This is a genomic window from Bacillus cereus group sp. RP43 (genome assembly GCF_040459645.1).
GTDB classification, from domain to species: Bacteria; Bacillota; Bacilli; order Bacillales; family Bacillaceae_G; genus Bacillus_A; species Bacillus_A mycoides_C.
This window is the reverse complement of the sequence record NZ_JARVHQ010000001.1, coordinates 309,864-333,796: the sequence shown is the minus strand read 5'-3', so window position 1 is coordinate 333,796 and position 23,933 is coordinate 309,864. Positions and strand designations below refer to the sequence as shown.

Below are 23,933 nucleotides of genomic sequence, written 5' to 3'. Positions count from 1 at the left end.
AATTATTCAAGTTATCCGTCTATGAAACTAAAAAAACCTTCATCTGTGTTTGATGAAGGTTCCATTTTATTTTATATAGCTTCTGAATCCCACTCATGTTCTTGCAGGACAAACACAACACCTAATTCATGATGTCCCCCGGCGTATAATGCTGTTTGAGCAAGACGAAGCTCACCATTTGTATCTACTACTTCTAATTTACAAAACGCCCCTGTCGTCTTCGTTTGAAGCGCGCCATAAAACTCTTCGGTACTTCTTGGAATGACCCCATTTACTTTCGTAATAACTTCTCCAGGCTTTAAATTCATCTCTGCCCCAATTGTATTAGGAATTGTATCTAACACAACAAGTCCATCATTACGTGCGGCAAAGTATGCTGGTCTTTTCTCGTCTGCAATTTTCTCTTGCATCGAGATTGTAAAGCGTCCAAGCATTGCGACTCCCATCGCAATAATTGCGAGTACGTGCCACCAGTAACTTGCGATACCTAAAATGAGTACGAGCCCCGCTAATCCATAGACACGTCTTCCTGTAAATAATAAAGCTTCCGTCGGCTCATAACTTCTAACCTTTCTCATAAATCCAATTAAAAATGGTACGAGGAATAAAGAGTATGTAGTCGAACCTATTGAAACGACAGGCCACCAAGAAATAAATCCTGTCACCGCATCTCCTGGTATAAGAATAAATACTGGTACAAGCCATAAACGATTTGATTCATGTAGTCCAATTCGTAACCCGCGCTTACTTTTGTTAATTTTCGGCGTAGAATAACGAACCGCATTTTTAGAGATTAATAATCCCTCTACAACGAGCATAACGCCTAGTAAAATAGCAAGGGATACAATTGTACCCTCTTCACCTTCTCCAAGCTGTAAGAAGGCAACTGGCATCTTAGAAGATAATAACACGAGTGCAATAGCGATTCCGAAAGTATAAGCTGCAGATAAATATCGATACATAGCAGTTAATCCAAATAATAACGTCCAAAGTAAAATTGTCCATAAACTCGCTTTTGAAACAACAAGCCCAAGCCCAATCGTAATAATAGATACGATTAATCCATACCCAATACCTGCAAATAGAGAAGTTCGCAGTTCAAACCAAATATCATATACTTTAAAAGAAAAATCTTTTCGTTCTCGTAATATACGTAAGTATCCAACGAAGATACTACTAATTAAAAATACATAGACAGCAGGGTGTAAGAAAAAACGTCCAACTGCTCGTAGTATTTCAAAAAGCCATGCCTCCACGAATTCATTCACCACCATTTATATCATTTTTTCTTTTTATCTTATCATAACTAAAGAAATGTTTGTTTAACACATAAAAAATACAGGCATCAAAGTGCCTGTATTCTTTCTTATTTCGCTATTAATTTCAATGCCGTCTGTAATTGTAAATCATTTTCTCCAGAACGGATTTTTTCAATGATTTTAGTTTGAATCGCTTCAGCTGTCTTTTTATCGAGTTGTCCTGTTGCTTCCATCTCATTCGCATTTTGGAATGCTTTTAGTGCTGATTCTGTCTCTTTGCTAAAGTATCCATCTTCACGTCCTGGTACATATCCTAAGCTCTTAAGCATTTCTTGCGCATGTTTTACTTGTACATCATTTGAATTGTATGAAAGTGTCTTTTCAATTTGAATTGGTGTCGCATGATAATAATCTGGTTGCTTCACTTCTACAGTTGGCGCGATTCCTTTTTTATGAATCCAATTGCCATCTGGTGTTAACCATTTAAACATTGTTAATTTAATGTTGCTGCCATCTTTAAACGGAACAGCTTGTTGGACAGTACCTTTACCAAACGTTTTTTCACCAATTAAATCGTATCCTTCTCCCTCTTTCAGCGCACCCGCTAAAATTTCTGAAGCAGAAGCACTTCCATTATCAATTAATACTGAAATTGGATATGACTTTCTTTCTTTCAGTTCCGTAGAGAATTTCTTCTTCTCACCATTTCGCTGTTCTACTTGTAGCATTGGCTTTTTATCTGTCATGATGTCTCCTAGTATTTCTTCTACACTATTTAAATAGCCACCAGGATTACCACGTACATCAATAACTAAGCCTGCTATATGTTTCTTCTCTAACTCTTTTAACTGATCCTTAAATTCTTTTGCAGTATTTTCAGCGAAAGAAGTAATTTGCATATAACCGATATCTTTTCCGCTCTCTTGCTTTACGGAACTAAATACAGTGAAGATCGGAATCTTTTCACGCTTAATTTTAAATTCTATCGGATCAGCCACTCCTGCGCGCTTAATTTCAATTGCAACAGTCGTTCCTTTTTTACCACGAATTTTTAATACTGCTTCTTCACGTGATAAATCTTTCACACTATTTCCATCTACAGATAAAATTTGGTCATTCGGTTTAATTCCTATCTTTTCTGCTGGTGAACCTTTAATTGGCGATACGATAATAAGCTTACCGTCCGTCTTGTTCACTTCAGCTCCAATCCCTTCAAGTTCAGGATCCAGTGACTGACTAAACTGTTTTGCCGTTTCTTTATCCATATACGTGGAATAAGGGTCCTTCAGCGTAGACAACATTCCTTGTATCGCACCTTCGACTAACTTGTCGTCTTTCACGTCTTCCACATAACGTGAATCAATTAGTGCATACGCCTCATTAATCTTTGCCAAATTTCCTTGCGCTGTGCCAGCATTACCATTCGATACTGTTTGCGTTACATACGCTGGGTTTATCCCAAACCAGTACATACCACCAAACATCCCGCCAGCACCAATTAAAAATGCAACAACCATTCCAATAATTGCAACTCTACGTTTCAATGCGGAATTCCCCTTTCCAGAACACACAGGTGGTGTAGCAAAAGGCATCACACGATGTGTGATGCCTTTACCTATTTCTACTATATGATAAGCTTGTACGAATTATGTTTGCAACTTTTTATACTTTTAAGAAGCGACGAATTGACATTACACTTCCCCACATACCGATTAATGCACCGATTAACACTAATAAACCAGCTAATTGGAATACGAACGGGTTGTATGGTAGAAGCTCGAAAATTGTTCCGCCAAGTTTTTCATTAAACACACCTTGCAATGAATTATATATAACTAAGATTAGGCCAATTGGAATAATTGATCCTAATACTCCTAGGAATAATCCCTCTAACAAGAACGGCCAACGAATAAACCAGTTTGTTGCACCAACAAGTTTCATAATTTCAATCTCAGTACTACGAGCATAAATTGTAATTTTAATTGTGTTAGAGATTAAGAACATCGCTGTGAATAGAAGACCAGCAATTAACGCAATCCCGATGTTACGACCAGTTTTTACAGTATCAAATAATTTTTCAACTTGACCTTTACCGTATTGAACATTACTTACAAACTGCATTTTCTCAATCTTTTTCGCAATTGTTGCCGTATCTGTTGGTTCTTTCGCCTTTACAACGAATACATCTTTCAGTGGGTTATCTTGCTCAAATAACTCGAACGTTTTTCCACTATCGCCTAAGCTTTTAATTAAACGTTTCAACTCTTCTTCTTTAGAAGAATATTTAATAGAATCTACTTTCGCAATTTTACTCATATCTTCTTCTAATTTCTTTTGATCAGCTTCTTTTGCTGCTGGATCAATATGCACACGAATTTCTACATCTTGCTCTACCTTCGTCGCAAAATGGTTCATATTCATAATCGCTGCCAAAAAGACACCTACAAGTAATAATGTAACTGTTACTGCACTTACAGAAGCAAATGTCATCCATCCGTTACGGGATAGATTTTTCACACCTTCTCGCAAATGTCGACTAAGGGTTTTAGCCTTCATATCCGTATCCTCCCTCAATCTCGTCTCGAACAATTTTTCCGCCTTCAATTGCAATTACACGATGACGAATTGTATTTACGATATCTGCGTTATGTGTCGCCATAACAATCGTTGTACCACGCTCATTAATACGTTTAAAAATATTCATAATATCAAGCGCTGTTTCAATATCTAAGTTACCTGTTGGCTCATCAGCAATTACAACCTTTGGTCTATTTACAATCGCTCTTGCAATCGCCACACGTTGTTGCTCTCCGCCTGAAAGTTCGCTTGGAAGTGCATCTGCACGATCATCTAGACCTACAAGACCTAACACTTCTGTAACACGTTCACGAATCGCATCTGGTTCTTCTTCAATTACTTCTAAAGCAAACGCAACATTCTCATATACCGTTAATTTAGGTAGTAATTTAAAATCTTGGAAAATTACGCCTAATTGACGACGGAAATATGGAACATCTCTTTCTGCTAATGTTTCAATTACAAGTCCATTTACATTAATTGATCCTGTAGATGGCTTCTCTTCACGATACATCATTTTAATAAATGTAGATTTTCCGGCTCCACTCGGTCCAACTACGTATACGAATTCACCTTGTTTAATGTTAACTGTGAGACCAGCAATGGCTTTCATACCATTTGGGTACTCCTTATAAACATTCGTCATTTTTATCATTATTTATCACCCAATACTTAATGATTTTTTTCGAAATACTTTTCTGCACATTTGAAAATAAAAGAAAAACCTTTATTTTCGCTCGACCATTCTTGTTGAAGGTAGCTTCCATACATGCTTTTTATTAGCAACGCTACTCTATGTAATATATTTCATCAAAATTCTACAAACCCCATTGTAACATCAATCGGTTTCCAATTCGGATACAATTTTGTTACAGTTATGTTACATACCAAGAAAAGGTAAACGAGCTCATGTAATTACTTAACTCGAAGTACTTTTCGGTCAAGTTATACAATCAGCTCGTTTATTAATTACGTTTCTTATTTATGCTCCGCTAACCATTCAGCTACTTTTTTTGCGTCCTCACCTTGAATAAGTCCAGGTGACATTGAGCCGCGACCTTTTTTAATAATTTCTTCGATATCTGCAGCGTCATACTTACCGCCTACTTTTCTTAAATCAGGTCCAGTTGCTCCTGATAAATCTTTCGCGTGACAACCTGCACAACTTTTTTGGAAAATTTGTTCTGCACTATCTGTGCTTGCAGATTGATTTGAAGACTTAGTCTCTTCTTTATTTCCACATGCTCCTAAAGCAAAAACGACTGATGTCCCCAGCGTAATAGCCAACAATTTCTTTTTCACTTCTATCGCTCCCCATTGTTGATATTCTTTTCATTCATAACTAGGCAATAGTTTTCATAACACATTCAATATTCATTATAAGCATTATCTTTATATAGAAAAACTAAGGTATATTTCATATTTTTTACAAATATAGTGAGAAGCCTAATAAAATAAGCTTTCATAAATTGTTTCAATTCTGTGAACACCTTAAAAAGTTCTATAAAGAGCCTTTTTCTCCAAACCAAAACTGAGAATCCCTATATAAAGCCCTACTCTATTACTGCTCTGTTTTACTATTCTCTACTTTTTACAAAACAATATACGGCATTGTATTCTACATATAATCTCATCAAAAAGAGAAGTTGTTGCCTCCAACTTCTCTTCCTCTTTATTTCATCAATATAAATAAGATAAGCCTCTTTATATCCTCTTGTACCTCAACATGTGCCAACAATTCTGTTGGCTTTTTCTCTTATTAAATACGAGAACGTAAATACGCATCAATAAACGGATTAATTTCCCCATCCATAACTGCTTGTACGTTACCAACTTCTGTATTTGTACGATGGTCTTTCACAAGAGAATACGGGTGGAATACGTAAGAACGGATTTGGCTGCCCCATCCAATTTCTTTTTGCTCTCCGCGAATCTCATCTAATTGTGCTTGTTGTTCTTCTAATTTCTTTTGATATAATTTCGCTTTCAGCATTTTCATCGCATGTTCACGGTTTTTAATTTGAGAACGCTCTGACTGACATGTTACAACCGTGTTTGTTGGTAGATGCGTTATACGAACTGCTGAATCTGTCGTATTAACGTGCTGTCCGCCTGCACCACTTGCACGATACGTATCTATTTTCAAATCTTCTGTACGCACTTCAATTTCAACTTCATCATTGAATTCAGGTACAACTTCACAAGATACGAACGATGTATGACGACGACCTGAAGAATCGAACGGTGAAATACGTACAAGACGATGTACACCTTTCTCCGCTTTCAAGTAACCGTAAGCGTTATGACCTTTAATTAATAATGTAACACTCTTAATACCAGCTTCATCGCCCGGTAAGTAGTCAACCGTTTCTACTTTAAATCCACGTTTTTCAGCCCAGCGTGTGTACATACGTAATAACATAGAACCCCAGTCTTGTGACTCTGTTCCACCTGCACCTGGGTGCAATTCTAAAATAGCGTTATTTTTATCATAAGGGTCGCTTAATAGTAACTGCAGCTCGTACTCATTCATTTCTTGAATTAAAGTTTTCACTTCAGATTCTAATTCCTCATGTAAATCTTCATCATACTCTTCTTTAAGTAGTTCATGCGTCATTTCTAAGTTCTCGAACGTCTCATCTAACTGACGGAACCTTCCAACCATATCTTTCAGCGCATTCGCTTCATTAATTACAGTTTGTGCGCCTTGTTGGTCATCCCAAAATCCTGCGCCCATCATCTTTTCTTCTAATTCTGCAATTTGTTTTTCCTTAGTAGGAAGGTCAAAGAGACCCCCTAAAAGCCGCTAATCTCTTAGCCATTTTTTCTAATTCTTGCCTAATTTCTACTAATTCCATTTCCTTCACCTCTATGTAATTGCTGTTACTTTCATATGAAAACAAGGGAAACTCTCTCCGCTTATTACGGAGAGAGTTTAATCCTTTTTATCATACATTTTTGATGTAAAAATTTGCAAAGCAGTCTAAACTACAGTTTCCTATTATTGCCCAATGCCACAACAATTTTTATATTTCTTGCCACTACCGCATTTACATAAATCGTTGCGTCCCATTTGGTCACCTTTTACAACCGGTTTTTTCTTCGCGTCTTCGCCATCGCTTGATGGATGAACAGCTTCACCTTGAACAACTTCTTGACGCTCTAAGTTTTGCTCAATTTCAGCTTTCATAATGTAACGAGAGATTTCCTCTTCAATAGAAGCGATCATCGATTCGAACATTGCGAATCCTTCCATTTGGTATTCACGAAGTGGATCGATTTGTCCGTAAGCACGTAAATGAATACCTTCACGAAGGTGATCCATTGCATCGATATGATCTGTCCATTTCGTATCTACAACACGGAATACAACAACCTTTTCGAATTCACGTGTCTGCTCTTCAGGTAGAAGTTTTTCTCTTGCGTTATAACGCTCTAATAATTTCTCGATGATTGATTCGCTCATTTCTTCTGGAGCAAGGCGACGTAACTCTTCTTCTTTTACATCCCCTTCTTCAAGAAGGTTTGTATTTAAGTAATCGACAAGACCTTTAATGTTCCAATCTTCTTCGATTTCTTCTTGCGTATGAAGTGCAACAGCACGTTCTATCGTAGATTTCATCATACCTTCAATAATGCTGCGTAAGTTCTCTGAATCCATTACCTCTTGACGCTGTTTATAAATTACTTCACGTTGTTGACGAAGTACATCATCATATTGCAATAGCTGTTTACGTGCATCATAGTTATTTCCTTCTACACGTTTTTGTGCAGATTCTACAGCACGAGAAACCATTTTACTTTCGATTGGCTGTGAATCATCCATACCAAGACGATCCATCATCGCTTTCATATTGTCAGAACCGAAACGGCGCATTAGTTCATCTTCCATTGATAAGTAGAACTGTGTTACACCAGGGTCTCCTTGACGACCAGCACGACCACGTAACTGATTATCAATACGACGGCTTTCGTGACGCTCTGTACCGATAACTGCTAGGCCAACGTTTTTAATGTCCTCGCCTAACTTAATATCCGTACCACGACCTGCCATATTCGTCGCAATTGTTACAGCGCCTTTCATACCAGCTTCTGCAATGATATCTGCTTCACGCGCATGGTTTTTTGCGTTTAAGATATTATGACGTACACCTTTACGTGTTAACATTTTTGAAATAAGCTCTGACGTTTCAATTGCAACTGTACCAACAAGAATAGGTTGCCCTTGCTTATGACGATTTACAATATCCTCCACAACTGCATTGAATTTACCTTCCATTGATTTGAAGATTAAATCTGCACGGTCATCACGAATAATATCTTTATTCGTTGGAATTACGATAACATTCATATTGTAAATACTACGGAATTCTTCTTCTTCCGTTTTCGCTGTACCAGTCATACCAGATAACTTTTCGTACATACGGAAGTAGTTCTGGAACGTAATTGTTGCAAGTGTCATACTTTCATTTTGAATTTCTACGCCTTCTTTTGCTTCAATAGCTTGGTGTAAACCTTCGCTATAGCGACGACCTTTCATAAGACGACCAGTGAATTGGTCTACAATTACGATTTCGCCTTCTTGTACAACATAATCTGTATCAAGGTGCATAACAACGTGTGCACGAAGCGCCTGATTAATATGGTGAAGAAGTGCTACATGTTTTAAATCGAATAAGTTATCGATATGGAAAGCTTTCTCAGCTTTCGTAATACCATCTTCTGTTAACATTACATTTTTCGTTTTCACATCAAATGAATATTCTTTTTCATTTTCTAATGTACGAACGAATGCATTTGCAAACATATATAGCTCTGCTGATTTTTGAGCTTGTCCCGAAATAATAAGCGGCGTACGTGCTTCATCGACTAAAATAGAATCGACTTCATCGATGATAGCAAAATTAAGTGGACGCTGAACGCACTGCTCTCTATATAACACCATGTTGTCACGTAAGTAATCGAATCCAAGCTCGTTATTTGTGCTATACGTAATATCAGCCGCATAAGCCTCTTGTTTCTCTTCACGTGACATACTATTTAAGTTAATCCCTACAGTTAAGCCAAGGAACTCATGAAGTTGTCCCATTTCGCTCGCATCACGTTGCGCTAAGTATTCATTGACTGTAACAACGTGAACACCTTTTCCTGTTAATGCGTTTAAATATACAGGTAAAGTAGATGTTAACGTTTTACCTTCACCTGTTTTCATCTCAGAGATATTTCCTTCATGTAAGGCGATACCACCCATTAGCTGTACGCCATATGGACGCATTCCAAGAACACGAGTTGCTGCTTCACGAACAACCGCAAAAGCTTCAGGAAGTAGATCATCTACTGTTTCACCTTTTGTTAGACGTTCTTTAAATTCAATCGTCTTTCCTTTTAATTGTTCATCAGTTAGCGGCTTAATAGATGATTCTAATGCATCAATTTGCTCCACTGTCTTCTGCATACGTTTAATTTGGCGTTGGTTGACATCAAATACCTTTTTTAAAATACCGATCATAGGAAATACGCTCCTCTTTTATTAAAATAAAACTTCCGATTGCTTTCTTTTTCTCTTTACAATCAGTCGTTATAAAAATCAAATTTATGTTATGCCAATTTTTCTCCTAATTTAAAAAACTAAAATGTATAAACCTAATGATAATTGTAACACTTGTCTTATAACTATGACAACAATCGTCCAAATGTCGAGCCGTAGATTCAGAAAAAGTTTTTTATTTAATTTGTTCCAACAAACTAATATTTCAAATTCACATTACAAATTTCGTATTAAATCTAAGTAGTATTCTTTCAAATTTTCTTTTAAAGAAGATGGCTCAATTATTTTTATAGTTTTACCAAAACTAGCTAGATATGAGATGATAAAGTTGATTTCAGCAGGCTCATAAGTTCCTATTAAATATGTATCTTCACATTCTTCCCATAATTTCATCGAAGGATATTGTTGTTGCTTGAATATCTCTATCCCCCTCGCAGTAATTGAGCATTTAAATTGAATAGCTTGTTCAGTTGCCCTCCAAAGACTATGTGCGTTATGTATATTTATATTTTCCAAATCCAGACTATCCTGAGCATCTACCATTTCTAACGACCTAATACGATCACAGCGAAACACTCGATAAGCCGCTTTATCTAAATCGTAAGCCTGGCAATACCAATAACCTTTCATTGCATAAATCGAAATCGGCTGAATACGGCGCATTGTCGTTTGTTTCGGCGTTACATAGTTTATAGTTAAAGCCCTATTTTGAACAGCAGCTAACAAAATCTCTTCTAGATAACCACATTCATGTGCTTGTTCCAAATGAAAAAAGGAAACTCTTTTTTGCAAGTTTTCAATTTGACCGCGCTGTTTTGACGAAACACTATCTAAAAATTTCTTATTAATGGAACGAAATGAGATTTGAAAGGGAATACTTACAAAACTACTTAGTGCTTGCATCGCAAAATAAAGTGCAAAAACTTCATGATTTGTAAATGAAATAGGTGGTAATGTCATCGTTTTTATTAAACGATACCCTCCATACCGACCATACTCTGCAAAAAGAGGTACACCCATTTCCTCTAATGATGCAATGTCACGTAAAGCTGTCCTTTTTGAAATTTGAAATTCATCCATTAAATCTTTCAATGTGAATATTTGTTTTTGATTAATAAAACGTAGCATCTGATTTAAACGTTCAACTTTTTTCATAAATCCCCCTATAGGTGCCAATGCGTGGCACCTTATATTTGTATAGTAATAAGTGTAAACATATATGAAGGAGGCAATACAATGAACTTTGAAGTAATCCCTTTTTTATCATTAAATGGGCAAGGTGCTAAAGCAATTGTATTTTACGAACAGTATTTAGGCGCAAAAGTTTTATTTAAAAAGAACTATAAAGAAATGAAAGAAATAGATCCGAATTTCACGTATAAAGAAAGCCAAGAACATTATATTACCCATTCCGTTTTACAAATTGGTACTAATAAAATTATGATTGCAGAACAGGCAGTGGATTCCACACGCCCTTGGCAATTAAGTAATAGCTCATCATTATGCATTCAATCTAAAGATTTCCAAACCATTGAAGCACTCTATCACAATCTAATTCAACATGATGAGGTTTATATTTTAACACCTTTTGAAAAAAACTCCTTCAGCCCAGGTTATGCCATTGTGCGAGATCCTTTTGGAATAGTAATACAATTGACCGTGACAAAACATGACTTCTAAATTTCATTACAAATAAGCCATTTAAATTTATATCAATATTACAAGATAGGAAGGCAAAAACATATAAAGTGAAACTTTAATCAGTGGGGGTTTTGTTCATCCCCCACTGATTATTAGCCTTCACCAATCGGGCGTTTACGGGCAGCAGGGGTCCCACCTAACTTCTTTGCTCCAGCCGAATTTTGAGGTGGGAGTTTTACTGCTCACAAATAGCGGGATAAAAAAAGCGCAGCCATTTCGGCTGCGCTTTTGAATGATTATTTTGTTTCGATTAAACCATATTTCCCGTCTTTACGGCCATATACAACATTAGTTTCATTTGTATCAGCATTTGTGAAGACGAAGAAACTATGTCCTAGCATATCCATTTGTAAGATCGCTTCTTCAACGTCCATCGGTTTTAAATCGAATCGTTTTGTACGTACAAGTTCTAATTCATCCTCTTCTACCGCATCCAGAACAGCTACTGCTTCCGGAAGGATAAAGTTAGTTTTCACAGAACCTTTCTCACGTAACTTACGATTTACTTTTGTTTTATGTTTACGAATTTGTCGCTCAATTTTATCAACTACTAAATCGATGGCAGCGTACATATCGCTATTAGTTTCTTCTGCACGAAGTAATAAATCTGTAAATGGAATTGTTACCTCGATACGTTGCTTGTCAGAGTATACTTTTAAATTAACCTTAATCTCTGGGAATGTATCAAAATAACGCTCTAATTTACTTAGTTTTTTCTCTACATATTCCTTTAATGCTGGAGTTACTTCAATATTTTCACCACGAATGTTGAATTTCATAGATGAATTCCTCCTTTCAAGCCTATGTACTATAATTTCGACATTGGCTTAAAAACTCCTTCTAATTTTTTTAAAAAAATTAGTGGAATTGCGATTTTTTTATCGTTTTTTGTTGAAATGAAAAGATGCATCGTTTCTATCTTTATTTTATCCTATTAACATCGTGAATAACGAATGTAACTGTGGACAATTGGTTACAGAAAAGAAACAACTTTTTGACAACTTCACCACAACAAAAAAGCCCTTGTTACGAGCAAGAGCTTTCGCCATCTATATAATGCTGCTAAAAATACAGCTCTATCTTTTCCAAAAACTTAATTTTTACAGTTTCACAACATTAGCTGCTTGTGGTCCACGTGCTCCATCAACAATATCAAACTCCACTTGTTGACCTTCTTCTAACGACTTATACCCATCTTGTTGAATAGCAGAAAAATGAACAAACACATCGTCACCATCTTCACGCTCAATAAACCCAAATCCCTTTTCTGCATTGAACCATTTTACTCGTCCTTGCATGTTCATTCCATTCCCTTCACTCTTAAAATCAGGGCATTCGCCCCATATTCTGACTATAACGAATGACAAGACTGTTAGTCAAAGAAGATTTGTCGTCTTTTTATTATTCCTTTCGACATTCACATATTAACCTCTACAAAGCGTCAAACAAGAAACTTCTCTCGCTCCTCGATCGTACAAAAGGCTTCCAATTTGCCTAACAGTAATTCCTGTCGTATACACATCATCCACGATTAAAACATGTTGTTCATGAAACTTCTCTTCTCTCTGAAAATAAAAAGGATTAACTCCCGATATCCTTTCTTTACGTTTCTTCTTACTTTGTTTTTCTGTTTCGATTCTTCTTAATGATGTACAAAACATTTTGATAGGCAAACAAGAAGCTAGTAACTCAGCTTGGTTAAAACCACGCTCGTATTCTCGCTCTTCACTAAGAGGGACCGGAATGATAGCTGAAACATTCGCAAAATATTTTTGAAAAAGACTCCGAAAAGGCTGATGAAAAATATGTACTAATTCAGCATCTCCTCGAAATTTAAACTGTGCTAATATTTCTTTCATCCCTTCATCATACACATACAACGAACGATTTATAAGAGACGGAAACCTCTGCTCGTTCGTCCACCTTATGCAATCCATACAAATATCCCCGTTTTTATATTCAGCTGGTACAAGTTCTAAAGGCCGACCACACTCCTTGCAAATATCTCCTATAATATAGGAAAGTTTTTGTTCACATCTATCACATATATACTTTTTATGAAGCTTAACAAAAAAAGTGTACCAACTAATTGCATATGAAATATATTCATCACAAAATAGACAATGCATCAATCTATCAATCCTTGTTCTTTAGCATTTTTATTCATACTTTGAATATGTTTTTTCGCACGCACCATCGCCTCTGTCTTTCCATAATGAAAATAGATGACATCTCCATGCGGTTCATCAGAGCTTCTGCCAGCACGCCCTGCAATTTGAACGAGGGCACTTTCTGAAAATATTTCTTCCTCAGCTCCTAAAACTGCCACTTGTAAATTTTTCACAGTTACTCCTCGTTCCAAAATCGTCGTTGTAACTAATAAAGGGATTTCTCCTTTTCTGAAAGCTGTTACCTTCTCTTTTCTCGCCGGATCTTCTGCATGCACACCATCAATTTGATTATTTAATAATTTTAATAACTGGCTAATTTCTTCTACATATCGCACATGAGGAACAAATAGAAAAATGGGGTATTGTTTAGATAAGTACATATTTAACCATTGTAATAAAGCACGAGGAATTTTTTTACGCATAAGACCCTTTTTCCAATTTCCGCACCACCGAAATATCGGGACTGGCAATGGATGACGATGATAACGTCCTGAAATAATAACCCCTTTTTGCTTACCATTCCGCAATTTACGCTTCCACTTTTCATCTGGAGTTGCAGTTAAATAAATACGTGCTGCCTCCTCCTTCATCGCTTCATTTACTGCATAATGTAACATCTTATCCACATGATATGGAAAAGCATCTATCTCATCTACAATCATGACATGGAACGCCCTATAATAACGTAACAATTGATGTGTAGTTGCAACGATTAACGCCGCATCTTTTTCTAGGTCTAAACTCCCTCCATATAAAGCAGCTACATTTATATTTGGAAACACTTCTTGTAATCTCGGTGCTAATTCAAGTACAACGTCCGTTCTCGGCGTTGCAATACAAACTCTCTCTCCCTTTTGTAGTGCCTCTGCAATTCCGCGAAACAACATTTCTGTTTTTCCAGCCCCGCACACCGCCCAAATAAAAAAGGATTCTTTCTGCTTAACAGCGTCAACGACACTTTGCGCAGCTAACTCCTGACCAGCAGACAAAACACCTTCCCACTGTAACGGATTCAAATAATTTTCTCCGCTTATTTCAGTAATCCCACGAACAAGTACAGCACATTCACTTACCCTGCCCATCGTTATACATTTCCGGCAATACGTACATACTTTATTGCATCTTTTACATAGAAATGATGCAAATAGCCGCTGCTCCATATTTCCGCAGCGCTGGCACATATATTTTGAATATTTCTTAATTACCCCTTGTACACAAACGACGTCTCGATTCCTTTTCAAATGATCCAATTTACCCTGCAAATCTGAAGAAAGTTCTTCTAACAGTAACTGTCTACCAGCTAACATCATCAATAACCACCTCCAGCACTACTATAAATCCTTCTCTTTATCTCGTAAAAACTCAAAAAAGCCGATAACCTACTTATAAAATAGTAAGCTATCGACTTTATACACGTTTTTTATTCAATTATAAATTCTAGAATCTACCGTATCCTAAGAAATGTTTTTGGTTGTAGCTACTGCTTAAGCTAGAGTAAGCAATCCCTTTATCACCAGCATGAATCATTTGGTCGTTACCAACGTAAATACCGATATGAGATGGACCTGCTTTATAAGTACCTTGGAAGAATACTAAATCTCCAGGTTGTGGGCTACTTACTTTAGAAACTGAGTTCCAGTAACCCGCAACGTCTTGACGACCTACACCAAATACGTATGAAATGAATCCACTACAGTCAAAACCACCGTTTGATGGAGATGCACTTCCCCAAACATAAGGCATACCTAAGTATTGCTGTGCTTTACCAATTACGCCACCCGCATTTGATGCTGGCGCTGGTGCTGGCTTTGGTGTTGGTGCTGGCTTTTTCTCTTCTTTTTTAGGCTCTTCTTTTTGAGCTTGTCCAGCATTGTTTGTTGGAGCAGCTTGCTGTACAGGCGCTTGCGCTGGTGCAGCTTGTTGAACTTGTGCTTCTTTAGCAGCTTGCTCTGCTTGTTTTTGAGCAGCAGCTTCTTGTGCAGCTTTTTCTTGCGCTTCTTTTTCAGCGATTTGTTGTAATTTTAATGCCTGTTGTTCAAGCTCTTTCAATTGACCTTCCGTACTTGTCATTGTAGTTACAACTGTATCCATTTTACCGCTTAAATCGTTTACCGCTGTTGCTTTTTTCTCTTTTTCAGCGTCAAGTTCTTTCTTAGCAGTTTCAATTTGAGATTGTGCTTCTTTTAATTCTTTTTGTTTTTCTTTTACTGTCTCAACATCTTTTTTCACGTTCACTTGATCTTCTTGTTGTGTTTTCATGATATCTTCGTCAGATTCCATAATTTTAGACACAGAAGCTAAACGATCAACTAAATCTGCAACGTTTTTAGAGTTTACAAGAACTTCTGTTACAATGTTCGTGTTCGGTTGTTCTTGTAGTGCAACTAAACGTTTTCTTAATAACTCTTCACGTTTTGCAATCTTTGTTTGTAGTTCTGCAATATCTTTATTTTTATTTTCGATTAATTGCTCAGTATCAGCAACTTTTTTTGTTGTTTCATCAAGTTTTGAAGCGTTCTCTTGAACAGACTTATCCAAACCTTGGATTGTTTTGTTTAAGTCATTCATTTGTTTTTGTAGTTCATCACGTTCTTGTTGTTGTTTATGTAAAGTATCATTTTGTGTGTTAATTTGTGATTTCACGTCAGAAATTTTATCTTCTGCAAATACATTTGGTGTTAGCCCTGAAAACATTAACCCTGCAACTAATGCGCAAGATGCCATTTTTAGCTTTTTCATTTTATCTTTTACACCGCTTTCTTTTTTCATTTTCCGTATATAACCTATTAAAATTTATACCATAATTCGGGAGTTTTTTTGCTAATGTTACGGTTTTGTAAAATAAATGTAATATTACATTTATCTCTATAGCAAAGTATATCTAAATTTGTATATATATGTAGAATTTTAAGAGCCTTACGCCGTTTTTTACAGAGTTGAAAAAAACGTAAGGGAATCCCTTACGTTTTGAAAATAATCCAATATGAATAAGATAGAAACGTTACTTCATCCATTTCTCAGCCCAATTTTGGACCTCATCCATAACACTTTCCAACGCTTTCCCTTTATCAGTTAAACCGTACTCGATTCTAACTGGTACTTCTGGGTAAACATTACGAACTACAATACCTTCACCTTCTAATTCCTTTAAACGTTCTGACAACATACGATCGCTCATATTCGGTATAATATCTGCGATTTCTCTGAAACGTTTCGGCTCTTCAAGTAAAGATTTAATAATTAAGCCAGTCCATTTCTTACTAAGCATTGTAAAAGCTGACTCAAACTTTGGACATAAACAAGAATTATGCTCCATATGTTTCACCTCTCTTCTATTATAAGATAGTTTCTTGTAAAAAGTAAGTAATAAAACTTTCCTCATTATTTAATTTTACGTACATTTTACCATTTCCAAATATTAACTTGTCAAATCCCCGTAAAATATCCGTAAAAAAACCCTCTTCAAGTAAGAGAGCTTTTATATCTTTATCACTTCGTATACCAACCTAAACCAAGCGCACCTTCACCTAAATGCGTCCCAATTACAGCTCCGAAATAACTCGTGCGAATTGTAACATGAGGGTATCTTTCTTCTAATTCTTGTTTCCATTCATTAGCTTCCTCTTCACGATTCGCATGAATAATAACAGCTTCCATAGGCACACCTTTATTGGCCTGCTCATCAAAGATTTCAACGATACGCTTTAACGCTTTTTTACGCGTACGAATTTTTTCGAATGGAATAATTACTTTATCTCTAAAGTATAATACTGGTTTGACTTGTAACAAACTACCGATGAAAGCTTGCGCGCTATTTAATCTTCCACCGCGCTGTAAATGATGTAAGTCATCCACTACAAAATAAGCATCCATCGTTTGCTTCATTTCATCAAAGCGAGCGATAATCTCTTCTGGTGCCTTCCCTTCACTTGCTAATTTCGCACCTTCACGTACGAAAAACCCTTGTACTTCACAACTGATTTCAGAGTCATACGTATATACATCAATACCATCTACCATCTGGCCAGCTGTCGTTGCTGTTTGATATGTACCACTAATTCCACTTGAAAGATGAATACTAATAACTGCATCATATTCTTTAGATAATTTCTCATATAACTCTAAAAACTTTCCAATCGCCGGCTGCGAAGTTTTCGGAAGTTCTTCCTGTTCACGTACTTTTACATAAAAATCATTTGCTGAAATTTCAGCTTCTTCTTGATAAGATTCCGTTCCAAACACAACGTTTAATGAAATCATATATATATTTAGTTCGTCACGAATATGCTTCGGTATATATGCTGTACTATCAGTAACAATAGCTGTTTTCATTTTCGTACCTGCCTTATAAAAAATTTTTATCCCCTAATTTTACACGAAAACTAGAAAAGGTGCATCCATACATAAAAATGCCGGTTGAAACTACAATCACCCGCTCGACAAATTACAACAAAAAGATAAAATACTCACCAAAAATTTCAACATATTTGTAAAAAATGTTTGAATATAAAAACGCTCGCTTTTAAAATGTAAAGTACTAGTTAGTTTGAAAGATAGGGGCGTATACCATTGTTATTACAATATTTAACAATAAAAGGCTACGGCGAGCATGAAATTGTCATTCAAAAATCAAGATTCATTTGCTATGTGAGTCGCGCCACAACGGAAGAGGAAGCTCAAGCATTTATACAAAAAATAAAAAAACAGCATTGGAATGCAACACATAATTGTTCCGCATATTTAATCGGTGAACAAGATCAAATTCAAAAAGCGAACGATGATGGTGAACCGAGCGGCACAGCTGGTGTACCTATGTTAGAAGTATTAAAAAAACGAGGTCTAAAAGATACTGTCGTCGTCGTTACGCGCTATTTTGGCGGCATTAAACTTGGTGCTGGCGGATTAATTCGTGCATATGGAAAGTGTACAAGTGAAGGTCTTAACCATGTAGGCGTTGTTGAGCGAAAACTAATGCGCGTTATGCAAACAGAAATTGATTACACTTTACTTGGCAAAGTCGAAAATGAATTACGCAATTCAGAATATGCCATTAAAGATATACATTACCTAGAAAATGTCACATTTCATACGTATGTAGAAGAGGACAAAAAACAACCATTCACAAATTGGATGATTGAATTAACAAACGGGAAATGTACAATTAAAGAAGGGGATATGTTGTACTTAGAACAAGACGTTATCTAAGAATAGCTAACTTATCGCCTTTAAAGATTAATGTAGTGAATTAATTCCCTACAAATGAATAAGGAGATTATATATGGAAGAACGTTATTATCATCTCCAAAATAGCAGAATAAAAAAGAAACGTAGAAGAAAACTTTTCTTCTTTCTTATTTTCGCATTTTTATTTGGTAGCGTAGGACTTTATATGTTAAATTCCTACACTTCTCTCATGGGGATGTACAGTGGATTTAACCGTGAAAAATCGGATTTAAGAGCCGAAGATGTAGAAATTACAAAGGAACCTTTTACAATCCTCATTATGGGGATAGAGGATTATGCAACAGACGGTCAAAATGGTCGTACAGATTCACTAATGTTTGCGACAGTCAATCCGAAAACTCAAAAGGTTTCGCTTATGAGTATTCCTCGTGATACTCGCGTTCCAATCGTTGGAAAGAACAAAGAAGACAAAATTAACGCTGCGCATGCTTACGGTGGAGAAAAAATGGCAATCAAAACTGTCGAAGGTTTTCTAAAAGTTCCTGTAGACCATTATATTAAAATCGATTTCCAAGGCTTTAAAGGTATCGTTGATGCTGTTGGCGGTGTTACCGTTGATGTCCCTTTCGATTTTTGGGAACGTTCTGACGTGGATTACTACAAAAAAATCCAATTTAAGCAGGGACAGCAAAACTTAAACGGTGAAGAAGCACTCGCTTACGTCCGTATGCGAAAGCAGGATCCAAACGGCGATTATGGTCGGGCCGCTAGACAAAGACAATTACTAGCCGCTGTTGCTCAAAAATTAAATTCCGCCTCTACTGTATTTAAAATTAAGGATTTAACAAATGTCGTTGGAAAATATATAAAAACCGACATTCCTATTTCAGACGGACTTGCTCTTTACAATAAAATCTCTGGATTTGATCCTTCTACCATACAAACGTTAAAGATTGAAGGAGAAGACAAAAAAATAGGTGGTATTTATTACTTCCTTCCGGATCCAATCAGTGTAGAGACGGTACGTAAGGAAATTGAAAAAGAAATAGGGGAAAAAGAACAAGCCCCAACAGAGACTACGAAAAATGAGAATACAAATTCCGATGCAAATTCTAACTCCAGTGCAAAAGCAAAGAAGGAACCGAGTGAGAACAAAACACCACCTCCTCCTCCCCCTTCTACAAATGCTCATGCAGAGTGGATTATGAGGAATCATGAATAAAAAAAGAGCCAAATCGTATACGATTTGGCTCTTTTTATTTCCCGCAATTGTTGCGGGCCAATAATAAACGGAAGATGAAAACCCCATTTATTAAAGTTTCCCCCTACTTGTTAAAGTGTTGTAAAATCGCTTCTACAATACGCTCTGATGCACGACCATCGCCGTAAGGGTTAGATGCTTTCGTCATCTTATCATGAGCTTCTTTATCAGATAACAACTCATCAGCAAGACCAAAGATTGTCTCTTCATCTGTTCCTGCTAATTTCAGCGTACCTGCTTCGATACCTTCTGGGCGTTCCGTCGTGTCACGAAGGACAAGAACTGGCACACCTAGTGATGGTGCTTCCTCTTGTACACCACCAGAATCAGTTAACATTAAGTATGAACGAGCTGCAACGTTATGGAAATCGATTACATCTAGCGGCTCAATTAAATGAATGCGGCCATGCTCACCTAAAATATCATTCGCTATTTCGCGAACAACAGGGTTCATATGAACAGGGTATACAACTTGTACATCTTCGTGCTTATCAACAAGACGCTTAATTGCACGGAACATATTGCGCATTGGTTCTCCTAAGTTTTCACGACGATGTGCTGTCATAAGTACAAGACGATCATTTCCAAGTTTCTCTAACACCGGATGGCTATAAGTTTCTTTTACAGTCGTCTTCAGTGCATCGATCGCTGTATTTCCTGTTACGAAAATGCGTGACTCATCTTTATTTTCTTTTTGTAAGTTCGTCGCTGATTTTGTTGTAGGTGAGAAATGAAGATCCGCCATTACACCTGTTAGTTGGCGATTCATCTCTTCTGGATATGGAGAATACTTATCCCATGTACGAAGTCCTGCTTCAACATGTCCTACTGGAATTTGATTATAGAAAGCAGCTAAGCTTGCAATAAATGTCGTCGTTGTATCACCATGCACAAGTACGATATCAGGCTTCGCTTCTTTCATTACTTTATCTAAACCTTCTAAACCACGTGTTGTAATATCGATTAACGTTTGACGATCTTTCATGATATTCAAATCGAAATCTGGCGTAATTCCAAAGATATTTAATACTTGATCTAACATTTGACGGTGTTGTGCTGTTACAGTCACAATTGATTCAATCTTTTCTGGGTGCTTTTGCAACTCTAATACAAGAGGTGCCATTTTAATTGCTTCTGGTCGTGTCCCGAAAATTGTCATTACTTTTAAACGTTCAGTCATTTCATTGCCTCTTTTCTTTCACTAGTTAAAACTTCTATTATCGCATATAAAAATATGCATGTGAAAATACACTTTTTAACGCACCTGAGAAACATTACTATTACAGACGTCTTTTCGCCCAACTGAGTAATAATTTAATCCATGCTCCTCGGCATCCTCATTAGTATAACAATTTCTCCCATCAAATAGAATAGGTTCCCTCATAAGCTGTGCATACTTTTCTAGCGGATAATTTCGAATTGATTCCCATTCTGTTACGATAAAAACTGCATGCGCCTCTCTAATCGATTCATCTATACACTCAGCGTATCGTATCGTATTTCCAAATAAACCTCTTACATTCTGAATGGCTTGCGGGTCATATACAACCACATCCGCACCTATATTAATTAATTCTTCTATTATAATAAGAGATGGTGCTTCCCTAATATCGTCAGTATTCGGTTTGAATGCTGCACCAAGAACCGCAATTCGCTTCTTCTTCATATCTATAATTTTCTTCGCTTTTTCAACTAACAACAACTGTTGTTTATTATTCACTTCAATGACTGCTTTCAACAAGCGAAAATCATGAGAAACATTCCCTGCAATTTGCACAAGTGCTTTCGTATCTTTTGGAAAACAAGATCCTCCATATCCGATGCCTGCATTTAAAAAAGATGCACCAATTCTCTTATCCATTCCCATCCCTGTAGCTACATCTACTATATCTGCCCCCACTTGCTCACATATATTAGAAATTTCATTAATAAAACTAATCTTCGTGGCTAAAAAAGCATTAGATGCATATTTAATCATCTCAGCACTTCGAATATCTGTAATATACGTTTCTAAGCTTAATTTGCTGTACAAATTCTCTACTTTCCTTGCCGCTTCTTCACTACATGATCCGATTACGATACGATCACCATGAAAAAAATCATAAATACCAGAACCTTCCCTTAAAAATTCTGGATTCGATACAATATATAATTCATGTCTACCTTGTAGTTTCTCCTCAATCCATTTTCTCATTACATCATTTGTCCCTACAGGAACCGTACTTTTCGTAACAACAATAATATCGTTATTCACATATGTTCCAATATCATCACAAGCACTACGAATATACGTTAAATCTGCTGTTCCATCTAATGAAGATGGCGTTCCAACTGCAATAAATATAAACTCTACATCATTAAATGCCTTTGATTTACTTGCTGTAAAAGTTAAATGATTATTTTCGTATGCTTCATTTATTAATTCATTTAATCCACATTCATAAATAGGTAACTCCCCTTGTTTAATCCGTTCAATTTTCCCACTATTTATATCAAAACATGTGACTAAATGTCCTAATCTCGCCAATCCTACTCCCGTAATCAATCCAACATATCCGGTACCTATTATCGTAATTTTCATTTTCCTTTCGCACAGGAATATACATAAGAAAATATACGAATACATAGAACTCCCCCTGTGCTTCCCCCTCTCACACTAAGAATGAGAAAACTCTTTCACTTCTTTATTATATGAATTGTTTTTTTATTATTTTTTAAGATTTTGTAAAGTTAAATGATGCAATATATACAAAATGTAAATTCCCACATTTTAACACGGAACTTACTCATTTTTACGTGCAACACTTATAATACTGAAACAAAAGTCATCGCTATATGAGAGGGAGGTACAATGTCATATTACAAGCCACAATATGAGATCAACCTTCTCAAAGGACACAACATTCCGTATCCAATTGTCATATATTCTATTCGCCCCCCTTTACAGCCAAAAGAAAAAAAGATTGAATTCTAATCTTTTTGTGATACCATATGTTATGAGCCTGTAAATAAACATCATAATTTTCAGATAAATACGATTAAAAAAATTACGTTAAACTATAAAGGGTGGGGTATTAATGGACTCACAAGTGATTTATGCCATTTTGGCATCTTTCATCACTGTACTCGTCGTTACTCCTTTAGTTATTAAATTAGCTTTCAAAATAGGAGCAACAGATAAGCCAAACGCACGTAAAGTACACCAAAAAATTATGCCTCGTCTTGGCGGGTTAGCAATTTTCATTGGTGTAGCTGTAGGATTTGTTGTCGGTGGATTATACGAACAAAGAATGCTATCGATAACTTTAGGTGCTATCATCATTGTTATCATCGGGATTTTAGATGATATGTACGAACTATCTGCGAAGGTAAAATTCGGTGGACAACTATTAGTTGCCATCATGATTGTCAAAAGTGGATTATTAGTGCAAGTATTATATATTCCAATCCTTGGAGATACTGAACTCGGATGGCTTGCTTATCCAATTACAGTATTTTGGATTGTCGGTATTACAAATGCCATCAACTTAATTGATGGATTAGATGGATTATCCGCAGGGATTTCATCTATCGTACTTGCAACGCTAGCATATATGGCCTTCACTAGCCCATGGGGTACTGGAGCAGCTATTATATTACCTCTAGCACTGATTACATTAGCAAGTACAATTGGATTTTTATTCTACAACTTCCATCCAGCAAAAATCTTCATGGGAGATACAGGGGCACTATTTTTAGGATACTGTATTTCTGTTATATCGTTACTTGGATTATACAAAAGCGTAACGTTATTCAGCTTTATCGTTCCAATTATTATTTTAGGTGTACCTATATTTGATACGACGTTTGCAATTATCCGCCGTATCGTAAATAAAAAGCCTATTTCAGCACCAGATAAGTCGCATTTACATCACCGTTTACTTGCAATGGGATTCTCTCATCGTAAAACGGTACTAATTATTTACGCATTTGGTATATTCTTTAGTGTAAATGCAATCATTTTCACTAGTGCGACATTATGGTTATCGATTATTCTTCTTTTCGTTTTAATCTTCTTTACAGAAATCATTGCTGAAGTAATCGGTCTTGTACACGAACGTTACAAACCAATTATTTCCTTCTATAAAAAAGTCAAAAAACGCGAAGACTAATTGTAGTATAGCCTTTACTATTATGAAATATTCAAATAGCATCCTCTTTTCATAAGAGGATGCTATTTTTTATTTTTTAAT

The 23,933-nt window shown here is 36.3% G+C and carries 21 protein-coding genes; 4 read left to right on the top strand and 17 right to left on the bottom strand.

Features of this window, described 5'->3' with window-relative positions:
* Window positions 1-71: 71 nt before the first annotated feature.
* The 8 genes from QCI75_RS01600 to QCI75_RS01565 all read right to left on the bottom strand — a co-directional run bounded on the left by QCI75_RS01600 (window position 72) and on the right by QCI75_RS01565 (window position 10,539).
* Window positions 72-1,256 carry a PDZ domain-containing protein gene (locus tag QCI75_RS01600; RefSeq protein WP_353759898.1) on the bottom strand — a complete coding sequence of 395 codons (1,185 nt, stop codon included), beginning with the start codon at window positions 1,254-1,256 and terminating at the stop codon, window positions 72-74.
* 110 nt (window positions 1,257-1,366) lie between these two features.
* Window positions 1,367-2,803 carry a S41 family peptidase gene (locus QCI75_RS01595; RefSeq protein ID WP_144506055.1) on the bottom strand — a complete coding sequence of 479 codons (1,437 nt, stop codon included), beginning with the start codon at window positions 2,801-2,803 and terminating at the stop codon, window positions 1,367-1,369.
* Window positions 2,804-2,921: 118 nt separating this feature from the next.
* On the bottom strand, window positions 2,922-3,815 hold the full coding sequence (gene ftsX / locus QCI75_RS01590; RefSeq protein ID WP_070145474.1) for a permease-like cell division protein FtsX: 894 nt from the start codon (window positions 3,813-3,815) through the stop codon (window positions 2,922-2,924).
* Window positions 3,805-4,491, bottom strand: coding sequence for a cell division ATP-binding protein FtsE (gene ftsE / locus QCI75_RS01585; protein ID WP_033712425.1), 687 nt, complete (start codon window positions 4,489-4,491; stop codon window positions 3,805-3,807). Before ftsE ends, ftsX begins: the two co-directional genes overlap by 11 nt.
* 323 nt (window positions 4,492-4,814) lie before the next feature.
* Entirely contained in the window at window positions 4,815-5,138 is a 324-nt protein-coding gene (cccB, locus tag QCI75_RS01580) for a cytochrome c551 (RefSeq protein WP_144506056.1), read from the bottom strand.
* 457 nt (window positions 5,139-5,595) lie between these two features.
* A protein-coding gene (gene prfB, locus QCI75_RS01575) for a peptide chain release factor 2 (RefSeq protein ID WP_144506058.1) occupies window positions 5,596-6,694 on the bottom strand; the annotation gives its coding sequence in 2 pieces (ribosomal slippage) (window positions 5,596-6,621 and window positions 6,623-6,694; 1,098 coding nt in all).
* A gap of 143 nt (window positions 6,695-6,837) precedes the next feature.
* Complete coding sequence (gene secA, locus QCI75_RS01570) at window positions 6,838-9,345, bottom strand: preprotein translocase subunit SecA (RefSeq protein WP_144506059.1); 2,508 nt, start codon at window positions 9,343-9,345, stop codon at window positions 6,838-6,840.
* Between the two features lie 255 nt (window positions 9,346-9,600).
* Entirely contained in the window at window positions 9,601-10,539 is a 939-nt protein-coding gene (locus tag QCI75_RS01565; RefSeq protein WP_144506060.1) for a helix-turn-helix transcriptional regulator, read from the bottom strand.
* 81 nt (window positions 10,540-10,620) lie between these two features.
* Between QCI75_RS01565 and QCI75_RS01560 the strand changes: the two genes are divergently transcribed.
* Window positions 10,621-11,064 carry a VOC family protein gene (locus QCI75_RS01560; protein ID WP_144506061.1) on the top strand — a complete coding sequence of 148 codons (444 nt, stop codon included), beginning with the start codon at window positions 10,621-10,623 and terminating at the stop codon, window positions 11,062-11,064.
* 257 nt (window positions 11,065-11,321) lie between these two features.
* On the opposite strand, the gene hpf is transcribed toward QCI75_RS01560, so the two are convergent.
* The 7 genes from hpf to QCI75_RS01525 form a co-directional block, all read right to left on the bottom strand.
* Window positions 11,322-11,864 carry a ribosome hibernation-promoting factor, HPF/YfiA family gene (gene hpf, locus QCI75_RS01555; protein WP_002034758.1) on the bottom strand — a complete coding sequence of 181 codons (543 nt, stop codon included), beginning with the start codon at window positions 11,862-11,864 and terminating at the stop codon, window positions 11,322-11,324.
* A gap of 321 nt (window positions 11,865-12,185) precedes the next feature.
* On the bottom strand, window positions 12,186-12,383 hold the full coding sequence (cspC, locus tag QCI75_RS01550) for a cold shock protein CspC (protein ID WP_001990088.1): 198 nt from the start codon (window positions 12,381-12,383) through the stop codon (window positions 12,186-12,188).
* 126 nt (window positions 12,384-12,509) lie between these two features.
* A complete protein-coding gene (locus tag QCI75_RS01545) occupies window positions 12,510-13,214 on the bottom strand; it encodes a ComFC family protein (protein WP_144506062.1) in 705 nt (234 codons plus the stop codon).
* On the bottom strand, window positions 13,214-14,563 hold the full coding sequence (gene comFA, locus QCI75_RS01540) for an ATP-dependent helicase ComFA (RefSeq protein ID WP_353759896.1): 1,350 nt from the start codon (window positions 14,561-14,563) through the stop codon (window positions 13,214-13,216). The genes QCI75_RS01545 and comFA overlap by 1 nt, the downstream gene beginning before the upstream one ends.
* Before the next feature lie 130 nt (window positions 14,564-14,693).
* On the bottom strand, window positions 14,694-16,025 hold the full coding sequence (locus QCI75_RS01535; protein WP_353759895.1) for a C40 family peptidase: 1,332 nt from the start codon (window positions 16,023-16,025) through the stop codon (window positions 14,694-14,696).
* 232 nt (window positions 16,026-16,257) lie between these two features.
* Window positions 16,258-16,572 (bottom strand): winged helix-turn-helix transcriptional regulator, encoded by a 315-nt coding sequence (locus QCI75_RS01530; protein ID WP_002112882.1) that lies wholly within the window; start codon window positions 16,570-16,572, stop codon window positions 16,258-16,260.
* Window positions 16,573-16,745: 173 nt separating this feature from the next.
* Entirely contained in the window at window positions 16,746-17,588 is an 843-nt protein-coding gene (locus tag QCI75_RS01525) for a DegV family protein (protein ID WP_144506661.1), read from the bottom strand.
* Between the two features lie 237 nt (window positions 17,589-17,825).
* Between QCI75_RS01525 and QCI75_RS01520 the strand changes: the two genes are divergently transcribed.
* Together QCI75_RS01520 and QCI75_RS01515 are read left to right on the top strand one after the other, a co-directional pair.
* Window positions 17,826-18,461 carry a YigZ family protein gene (locus QCI75_RS01520; protein ID WP_353759894.1) on the top strand — a complete coding sequence of 212 codons (636 nt, stop codon included), beginning with the start codon at window positions 17,826-17,828 and terminating at the stop codon, window positions 18,459-18,461.
* A 73-nt stretch (window positions 18,462-18,534) separates the two neighbouring features.
* Complete coding sequence (locus tag QCI75_RS01515) at window positions 18,535-19,662, top strand: LCP family protein (protein ID WP_353759893.1); 1,128 nt, start codon at window positions 18,535-18,537, stop codon at window positions 19,660-19,662.
* Window positions 19,663-19,765: 103 nt separating this feature from the next.
* Here QCI75_RS01515 and wecB read toward each other — a convergent pair whose 3' ends face one another.
* Window positions 19,766-20,881, bottom strand: a complete 1,116-nt coding sequence (wecB, locus tag QCI75_RS01510) for a non-hydrolyzing UDP-N-acetylglucosamine 2-epimerase (protein WP_353759892.1) — start codon at window positions 20,879-20,881, stop codon at window positions 19,766-19,768.
* 75 nt (window positions 20,882-20,956) lie between these two features.
* Entirely contained in the window at window positions 20,957-22,327 is a 1,371-nt protein-coding gene (locus QCI75_RS01505) for a UDP-glucose dehydrogenase family protein (protein ID WP_353759891.1), read from the bottom strand.
* A gap of 451 nt (window positions 22,328-22,778) precedes the next feature.
* Between QCI75_RS01505 and QCI75_RS01500 the strand changes: the two genes are divergently transcribed.
* Window positions 22,779-23,852 carry a glycosyltransferase family 4 protein gene (locus QCI75_RS01500; protein ID WP_070145488.1) on the top strand — a complete coding sequence of 358 codons (1,074 nt, stop codon included), beginning with the start codon at window positions 22,779-22,781 and terminating at the stop codon, window positions 23,850-23,852.
* Window positions 23,853-23,933 lie beyond the last annotated feature (81 nt).